This window comes from Denitrobacterium detoxificans (assembly GCF_015062615.1).
In the GTDB taxonomy this organism is placed as follows: domain Bacteria; phylum Actinomycetota; class Coriobacteriia; order Coriobacteriales; family Eggerthellaceae; genus Denitrobacterium; species Denitrobacterium detoxificans_A.
The window spans coordinates 190552-199212 of sequence record NZ_SUUH01000004.1 but is presented as its reverse complement, the minus strand read 5'-3'; the positions used below and the strand labels follow the sequence as shown (position 1 = coordinate 199212).

7 protein-coding genes are annotated in these 8661 nt (G+C 58.3%); 5 read left to right on the top strand and 2 right to left on the bottom strand.

Going from position 1 to position 8661, the window contains the following annotated elements:
- On the top strand, nt 1-804 hold an 804-nt coding region (locus E7002_RS06925; RefSeq protein WP_303728134.1), incomplete at its 5' end, for an MFS transporter.
- On the opposite strand, the gene E7002_RS06920 is transcribed toward E7002_RS06925, so the two are convergent.
- Both E7002_RS06920 and E7002_RS06915 read right to left on the bottom strand, forming a co-directional pair.
- Nucleotides 801-1472, bottom strand: coding sequence for a hypothetical protein (locus E7002_RS06920; protein ID WP_303728133.1), 672 nt, complete (start codon nt 1470-1472; stop codon nt 801-803). The genes E7002_RS06925 and E7002_RS06920 overlap by 4 nt on opposite strands.
- Before the next feature lie 129 nt (nt 1473-1601).
- Nucleotides 1602-3005 carry a helix-turn-helix transcriptional regulator gene (locus tag E7002_RS06915; RefSeq protein WP_303728132.1) on the bottom strand — a complete coding sequence of 468 codons (1404 nt, stop codon included), beginning with the start codon at nt 3003-3005 and terminating at the stop codon, nt 1602-1604.
- 268 nt (nt 3006-3273) lie between these two features.
- Here E7002_RS06915 and E7002_RS06910 point away from each other — a divergent pair, with 268 nt between their 5' ends.
- From E7002_RS06910 to E7002_RS06895, 4 genes are read left to right on the top strand one after another with little or no spacing between them, the layout of a single operon-like run.
- Nucleotides 3274-4272: a hypothetical protein gene (locus E7002_RS06910; RefSeq protein ID WP_303728131.1), complete on the top strand. Its 999-nt coding sequence runs from the start codon at nt 3274-3276 to the stop codon at nt 4270-4272.
- Between the two features lie 60 nt (nt 4273-4332).
- A complete protein-coding gene (locus tag E7002_RS06905) occupies nt 4333-7212 on the top strand; it encodes a molybdopterin-dependent oxidoreductase (RefSeq protein ID WP_303728130.1) in 2880 nt (959 codons plus the stop codon).
- Entirely contained in the window at nt 7209-7829 is a 621-nt protein-coding gene (locus E7002_RS06900) for a 4Fe-4S dicluster domain-containing protein (RefSeq protein ID WP_303728128.1), read from the top strand. The genes E7002_RS06905 and E7002_RS06900 overlap by 4 nt, the downstream gene beginning before the upstream one ends.
- Nucleotides 7829-8617 carry a DmsC/YnfH family molybdoenzyme membrane anchor subunit gene (locus tag E7002_RS06895; RefSeq protein WP_303728127.1) on the top strand — a complete coding sequence of 263 codons (789 nt, stop codon included), beginning with the start codon at nt 7829-7831 and terminating at the stop codon, nt 8615-8617. Before E7002_RS06900 ends, E7002_RS06895 begins: the two co-directional genes overlap by 1 nt.
- The last annotated feature ends 44 nt before the right edge of the window (nt 8618-8661 follow it).

Below are 8661 nucleotides of genomic sequence, written 5' to 3'. Positions count from 1 at the left end.
ACTCACATTGTCGGCCTAATCCGCGCGATATTCATGCAGGAGGGGCTTCCCTTGTCGTGTCCTGCTCATATCGTCTTGGTCTACGTCGTAGGCTTCATCCTCCTAGCTCTCGCGGCGGCGTTCATACGCGAATCACGCCGCGATGGGCGGGGCCACGATCGCCCCAGCGCCCCTAGCCCCGGCAGCGAACGCGGAAGCCATGACGCGCCTTCCGCGCATGCGACCACGCGCGCCGCGAAGACCGCCACATTCGTGCTGGTTGCCTGCTTGGCGGGCGCATTTCTCTCGCAGACCCTTTCCTACCTCGTCCCCTCGAAAATGCCGTATCTCGTCACGGCATTCGGGCAAAGCTCGCTCGTTTCCGGCCTCTTCCTGGGATGCTTTGGCATCGCCAACATCGTAGGGCCCCTGGCCAGCGCGCGACTGCAGCAACGCGTTCGCCATTCGCTCATAGCTGCGGGGTGCTTCGCCTCGCTGGCCCTGGGTTGCGCGCTCATGGCAATCGCAGCAGGAATATGGATGGTGCTCGCTGGTGCCGTGTTCATCGGCTTGGGTGTAGGCTGCGTGACGCCCCTGCTCATGGCGCTCATCGCGGCACGCTCGACGCCCGAAAACTCGGGCAAGCACATGGGCGCCCTGGCAACCGCGTGCAACCTGGGGCAATTCGCCTGCACGCTGCTTTCCGGAAGCGTGATGGCCCTAGCGGGGACGCATCAAGCCGTATTCGTCGCAGCGGCAGGAATTGGCATCGCGTCGGCTGCGGCCTCGTTGGCATTACGACGGAAAATAGACGGCTTAGCTTAATCAAACACGAGCAAGGATGACCCATCCGACGCTTTGTAATACATCGCATGCCAGCCATCTACCAGAAGGCCACGCATATCAGGGTCTCCCGAAGGGGCAATCGCCTTCATACCCTCAAGCCTGCTCGGCAACGAACGTTCCTCGTCAACATCCACTTCTTCATCGCTAACCGGAAACTGATTCCCTGAGCTACCTTCGGCTTCAAAAGCCGCGGATTCCCCTCTGGCCACAACCTCATCGAGCCCCTTAGCTGCATCGTCGCCCAAACAACAGGCCTCGCCTGGCAAGCCAGGCTCATCATCGTCTTCGCTATCGATAACCACCAGCGCCTCGAGCAGGTCATCAACCGTCGAAGCGCTTATGGCGCCCTCGGGCACCTCGGCACGATAGTTCAGCTCGAGCGCCTCGATAGGCCCTTGCGCATCGGGTTCGTAATACTGCTCGACATAGAGCATCAAGTCGGAATGGTCGATAAAAGAGCCGTTGGCCCGCCGATAATCGGCAACCCGCACCCACACGCCCGGCTCAGCCTGCAGCTTCCCGCTCATGCGCCCAACAACTGCTTGCGGATCGAGCTGTTCGAGTTCGGACACAAACGACAGCGCATCCTCCGCAAAGAGGTTCCGCTTAAATGAAAACGTCTTTTCTGGCTCTTTAGCAATAATCATGTCATCCCCGCCATCCACTTCGAATGCTTATGCCATAACGCTACAGCCATGGCACGGCTACGTCATTCCCCCAACGCGGGGTAAATGGGGCAAAACGAAACGAAGAGGGGAAACGAATCGCCGAAACGCCTATAGAAACGCGTCTACCGCATCAATGATGTCTTGCTTCGAATGGAGGTTTGCGCGCTTGTAAATCGTCTTGAGGTGCGTCTTCACCGTGCCTTCGGAAATAAAGAGTTCGTTACCGATGCGCTTAGCCGTCCAATTACGATAAGCCAGCCTCACCACGTCCATCTGCCGATCCGAAAACTCATTCACCTCCTGGAACGCCCGGAATGCGCGATTGAGCGAATCCTCCACGGACTCTGGTTGCCCTTCATCGCGCTTATGAGAAAAGAAAAGCGAACAAGCCAAGATTAAATTCAGAACAATGCAGGTAACGAGTGCGGCGCCCGCCATGGTCAAAAGGAGCACGACATCCTCGTTGTCTTCGAAGAAGCCCATATGTAGCGAAAGCGCCGAAAACACGTTGGGCAGAAACACAATCGCGATAAGGTAAACGCCCATCATAACGACGAATCGAAGGCGCTTACGCTGGACCACATTCAGGATAAGGGCCCATATGAACATCTCGATAACGATGCGGCACGCGATAAGCGGAAAATTGCTAAGCGATTCAAGAAGGCTCGTGCCCACGCCGATCACAAGCATGCAAACAAGCGACACCATCGCCAGGAACGCCAAGCTCAACAATGCGGCACGATATGGCGTCGCCCTGCCAAGGCGCTGGATGACGCAGATGACGCCGCAGATGAGCGCGCACCCCACGTACATGAATGCACGAGATGCAGGAGGGTATTCCGTGGCGGCAACCGGCGGGTTGATGAAGATGATACCCCCGGTGAGCATGAAGAGAAGAAGAACGGCGAGACCCAGAATCTTGAACGGATACGCCTTCGCGCTCTGAAGCACCGTGCCCGACACGTCAATGCGCTGGATGCCTACGAGCAACGCGCACGCAACCGTGAGCACGGTGCAGGCAACGGAAAACCAGGACGTATGGATTCCAAGAGCCAGACGCAACGCCTGCAAGATGCAGGCGATCGCATACGAAACGACGGTATCCTGAATGATGTTGGGGCTATGAGCGAGCATCCGAATGTTCCAGAAGCAAAAGTAGAGGGAAGAGAAAACCGCGTACAAGCCCGCACCAATGCCAATGACCGCGATGCTCGCCGCACTCTCAAACCCGAACACCGCCAACGAAAAGAGCCCCATGATGCCAAGCGCCCCTATGGAGGCCACAACAGAGCGATTGTCTAATACCCGCGAACCGTTGTCTTTGGATACCGCCACCACCGCAACCGTTATCGCAACGATGGCAACGTAGATGAGATAGAGATAGAACACCGGTCCGCTACCTTCTTTATTGAAAGTAAGCGTAAACGGATAAAGCACCTGATTGTGAAATGCCGGCCACATGAAGGCCAACCCAAGAATGGAAAGGACGCGATTCCTCGAGTAATCCGCCACGGCGCGCACCTCCTCCATCTGGCAATCGCCTAGCAGCCTGCTTCCCCCAAAATCAGCTTCGTATTATATGACTCAGTTGAGGCATTTAGCATGCGCCTTAAAAGGCAATTCCTAGCAATTAACCCGTTTCCCCAGCTCAGAGACATATCACCCCCTCTACCCCGTTTCGGGACATTTTGCTAATCCCCCTCGCTGACGGATTCCAAAGGACCGTTCGGCGGCGCAGGCTTGGCATCAAAATGCATCGCCGCAACTGAAGGAGGGGCATATGCGATCAGATGCGAACGCGCCAACCATCGACGGCGCTCTACCCCAAGGAGAAGTCAAAAGCGTAGCGGAAATCACCGCGACTGCGGCACGCAACGCGGGCTGCAGCGAAGAGGTAATTGCCAAAACCGATGCGCGCCTAAGGGAGATTCTCGTAACCCAAAAACGTCTCGACGCGGACACGCCGCTCGAAGACGCCATGACCACCGAAAGCTTCACGTTCGCCGGAAACGTAGCCGAACAGGTAGGTGGCGCAGACCTTTCCGACGAGCACCGAAAAGCACAGGCCGACGCAGACGAGGCAATGGCAAGGGCGGCGCGCGTGCAGGACTGGAAAGCCAAGCTAAGCGGCATGAGCCACAACGAACGCGTTGAGGCAACGCTCGAATGCTTCAGCCGCAGGCGTCAGTTCACCGCAGTCTTGAAGGACCTGCTGGAATACTGCCGCGAGGAACGAACCCTCGAAAATGCCGAAGAGCACATCCAGCAGCACGAGTACTACGAAAAGAATGGGCAATCCGCCCACCGCTACCTGTTCTTCATGCAGCGCACGGGGGCCATCGAAGAGCGCGAATACGATTGCGATGGATTGCCCATTACCACCGCTATGCGCCAAGAGCTGCTGGACACGGGAGCCACCGAAGAAGAGCTCGAAGACCTGACGGCAGAATGGCGCTATCTCACCACCGACGTGGGAAAAGAAGCGCTGCAGCGTGATTGCCCCTCGCTCAAATTCGAGAAGCTCATAGCGTCGAAAGCGGCGCGCAGGGCTACCTACAACCGCGTCATCGAATTTTGCGAATCCCCCCGATCGATGGACGAAATCTTCCAATTCCTACAAGGCGACCCAGGCCTTGAAGTCAATGCGCAAGGCATCATGGGCTGCCAGCCCAGCGCCTACGTAAGCCATCTCGAGGACGCAGGCGTCCTTGTGTGGCGCAACGGAGGCTGGAATCTAACGAGAGCGGGGGTGGAAATCTTGAAGACATTAGCCGGCTAGACGCCCGACGTAACACGTAAGGGCTCACGCAAGAGGAGAAGACAAGAGAGGAGTTGGAACATGGCATTAACCGAAATGTCGAGACGCACGTTCACAAAGCTAGCCGCATTGGCGAGCGCAGCCGCCACGACAGGCGTCACCGTCGAAAGCACGCTCGTGGAAACCGAGAAGGCGTACGCCGAGGAAGACGTCGTGTATCAGAAGACGCAATGCCGATCATGCCCGCGCGCATGCGGCGTAATCGCCACGATCAAGAACGGGCGCGTCATCGCCGTCGACGGCGATCCCGATGATATTTTCTCGGCAGGAGGCATGTGCGCAAAGGGGCAATCCGCCATCCAGGCGCTTTACCATCCGAACCGTACGAAATACCCCATGCGCCGCGTTGGCGAACGAGGTGTGGACAACACGTGGGAACGCATCAGCTGGGACGAGGCCATCGACATGATGGCGGGCGCCATGGCCGAGATGCGAGACAAGTACGGCCGCAACGGCCTGCTCATGACAACGGGCGGCGGCGGAAACCCGCGCATCATCGACTCGATCGCATTCCGCGACTACTGGGGCGCGGGCAACGTTTTCGAACCCGGTGCCGCCCAATGCGCCATGCCCCGAACCTTTGTACAGAAGCAGATGGACGGCTGGCTGGGCTTCACTTCGATTGGCGACCAGCAGTGCATCGGCTGCTTCAACCCCAACTGGCAGAGCCAGCTGGATGTCTTCGTGCAGATGGGAGGTGGCGGTGCCGCATCTTCCTCCACCATCACGGCTCGATACTGGAACCTTCTGCGTGACGCGGGGTGCAAGTTCATCAACGTCGACCCCCGCTTCACGCACGATTCCGCGCGCGCCGACCTGTGGCTCCCCATCCGCGGTGGCACCGACGTAGCGCTCATGATGTGCATCATCAACTACCTATTCGAAACTGAGACCTACGACGAAAAGTTCCTGCTGGAATGGTCGAACCTTCCCTTCCTCGTAGACGTGACCGACGAAGGATGCAAACCCGAGCTCGGCGCCCTACTGCGCGCAAGCAAAGTCAAAGGCCTGGACATGAGCGCGGGCGAAGGATACGTCTACTACGACGTCAAAACCCAGAAAGTCACCAAGGCGTTCGCCATGGGGCCCGACAACGAGGACCAATACAATCCCCAGCTATTCGGCACCGTGGAAGTCGAGTATGCCGACGGAGTCGTTCGCACCTGCAAGACGGCTGGGCAACTGCTCAAGGAGTCGGTTGCGGACGCAACAATCGAATGGGCCGCCAAGACCTGCTGGGTTGACGAAAGCCTAGTGCGAACCTGCTGCGAGTGGATCGCCGAATCGAAGGAGTTCGGCGGCGTGGGCAACGGCGTATCGCACGACCAGAACATTCAGTCGGCGGAAGCCGCCATGTGCACGACGCTCATCAACCAACTCAAGGGCCGCACCCAAAAGAAGGGCGCCAATGCATCGTCGCCTCGTCCGAACAACAAGTACAAGACGGGACGCGAAAAGGGCCGCTTCACCTACTCCATGAGCTACGACGGACGAGGCTACTTCAACCCCAACGTTGACGACGACGGCAACCCCCGCGGACCATACATCGAGCTCCCCGCCGTTATCGAACGCCTGGGATACATCGAGCACAAGGGCTTGGGCGACTGGAAGCATTCCCAGATTCCCGCCGTTCACGAGGCAATCCTCACCGGAGAGCCCTATCAGCCACGCGTATGGTACGAACGCTCGGGCAACAAGATGGCCACGCTCGCCGACTCCTCTTCGTGGATTCCCGCATTCAAGAAGATGGACTTCACGATGCACGTGTACATGTACCCGACGTCGTTCACCTTCGAAGCCGCCGACCTCATCCTCCCCGCTACGGAATGGCTCGAAATGGACTACTCGCCCGGAGGCCATGGCGACTGGAACGGCTTCATCGTCTCCTGCGCGCTTACCTACGAACACGTCGATGACCGCCTGATCTACGGCACGCTGTTCAAGCAGTTGGCCGACAAGTACAACGACAAGTACGCCTACAACGCCTACTACGTCGACCAGGAGTACTACACGATTCGCGAACGCGATGACTACTTGGCCGATATCGCCATCAAGGGTATGACCTGGGAAGAAACCAAGCAGGTTAACGGCTGGCGCAACACGACGGAGCAGGAGTTCTGGGACTTGTGGGACGGCATGCTCGACCAGCACCTGAAGGTCGGGGAAGACGGCCTGTACCTTGGCATGGGCTACAAGGGACTCGATTACACGACCTGGGCCGAAGATATCAAGGACAACCCGCGCAAGAACCAGATGTACTGCGATCGCATCATGCAGATCGGTCGTACGGGCGACGACCCGGCAGGCGAACTCCCGCCATGCACCGTAGACTACAGCCCCGTGCCCTTCTACGTGGAACCGGCGGACTTCCAGGAAGAGGAGATTCGCGAGAAGTATCCGCTCATCTGCTCGAACGGACGCCTCCCCTACTTCCACCACACCACGCTGCGCAACATTCCCTATCTGCGCGAGACGTACCCAGTACCCGAGCTGTGGATCCATCCGGAAGCAGCTTCGGAACGAGGCATCTCGGATGGCGACTGGGTCAACATCAAGTCGCAACGATGCGAGGAAAACGAAATCATCAAGGACGGCATCTATGCCAAGGCCTTCGTAACCGAGGGCATCAACCCGGGCTGCGTTTACATGGAACGCTTCTGGAACCCCGAATTCCTGGAAGAAGGTCAGGACGCACGCAAATCCTGGACGATGACCAACTACAACGTCCTCTCGCGACGCAAGGGCCCGCATAACCCCGTAATGGGCACGTACACCCTGCGATCCATCAACGTGGAAGTCGCTAAGGCAAAGCGACCCGAGGGCATTTGGTACGAGCCCACCGACTTCCAACCATGGATGCCCGTGCCAGTTGACAGCACCGAAGGAGGGTACAAGGCATGAGCCACTATTGCATCGTCGTAGACGTCGACCATTGCACCGGGTGCAAGGGTTGCGAGATCGCCTGCAAGAACGAAAACAACATTCCGCTAGGAGAGCGCTGGAACCGCCTGCTGCTGTGCGGACCGTATGGAACCTACCCCAACCTAAGCCAGTACTATCTGCCCGTCCAATGCCAGCAGTGCGAAAACGCGCCATGCGTAAACGTTTGTCCCACGGGCGCGTCGCATCGCGACCCCGAGACGAACATCGTGCAGATCGACAAGGAAAAGTGCATTGGCTGCAAATACTGCATGATGGCCTGCCCCTATAGCGTGCGCTCGTTCAACGAAGCCGAAAGGGTCGTGGAGAAGTGCACGCTGTGCCCTCAGCTCACGAGCCAGGGCAAGCCTCCCAAGTGCGTGCGCAATTGCTCGGTTCGCTGCCGCTACTACGGCGACCTGGACGATCCCGAAAGCGAGGTGTCCAAGCTTCTGGCATCCCGCGCAGAAGACGTGCACCACTTGAAGGATTTCGGGAACAAGCCGTCGAGCTTCTACATCCTGCAGAAGAAATACTGCGACTGGCAGGAAGAGCCCGACTGGCACGACATCCGCTCGCGCGAAGAAGGGATAATGTAATGGAAATCCAATGGCCCCTGGTTATCTTCACCCTCCTAACGGGTGCCGGCGGCTGGCTTCTCGCATTCGTAGCCGCTAATGAATTCACCATGAAAAGCAAGGGCGGCGCATTCAAGGTGACGCTCGTGGGCTTGATTCTCGTCGTGGCAGGCGGCTTCGCCTCGGTGCTGCACCTTACGCACCCCGACCGAATCATGAATGCCCTGAGCCACCCAACGAGCGGCATTTTCATCGAAGCAGCGCTGGTGGGCATCATCAGCGTATGCGCCATCGTCCAGCTTATCTGCTACAAGCGCTCCATGCGAGGGGCGGCGAAAACCTTTGCCCTGCTCTCGGGACTGTTTGGCGCAGTCATCAGCTTCATGGCGGGAGAATCCTACACGATCATGAATAGCCATGCAGCTTGGGCCACCGCGCTCCTTCCGCTGGCATACCTGGGCACGGCAGCGCCCATTGGCGCCGCACTGTACTGGGCCCTTGCCGCACCCAACGAGGAAAACGGCGAAAGCTTCTACGCATTCGCCACTGCGATATGCGGCGTTGTCGGCGCAGTTCTAACGATCGCATACGCGGCAACGGCAAGCTTGTTCAGCGGCGCGCCACTGCCCTTTGCGGTCGGCGCCGTGATACTCGACATCATCGTCGCCATCATCGGATATATCGGGAAGTCCAAGCCCAACAAGGTAAATGCCTGGGCGGCCGCCGTAATCGCATGCTTCGGCGGACTGCTGCTTCGCGTGCTCATGTGGGTCGCCGGGACATCCACATACGGTTTCTTCGGTGACTAACAAACGATAGGAATGCCGCCGTGGCGTTTCCGAATAACGTTGCG

Bases quoted from the DNA above. Each gene is read 5' to 3' on its own strand.
- E7002_RS06920 (WP_303728133.1), bottom strand. From the start codon at position 1,472: ATGATTATTGCTAAAGAGCCAGAAAAGACGTTTTCATTTAAGCGGAAC.
- E7002_RS06910 (WP_303728131.1), top strand. From the start codon at position 3,274: ATGCGATCAGATGCGAACGCGCCAACCATCGACGGCGCTCTACCCCAA.
- E7002_RS06905 (WP_303728130.1), top strand. From the start codon at position 4,333: ATGGCATTAACCGAAATGTCGAGACGCACGTTCACAAAGCTAGCCGCA.
- E7002_RS06900 (WP_303728128.1), top strand. From the start codon at position 7,209: ATGAGCCACTATTGCATCGTCGTAGACGTCGACCATTGCACCGGGTGC.
- E7002_RS06895 (WP_303728127.1), top strand. From the start codon at position 7,829: ATGGAAATCCAATGGCCCCTGGTTATCTTCACCCTCCTAACGGGTGCC.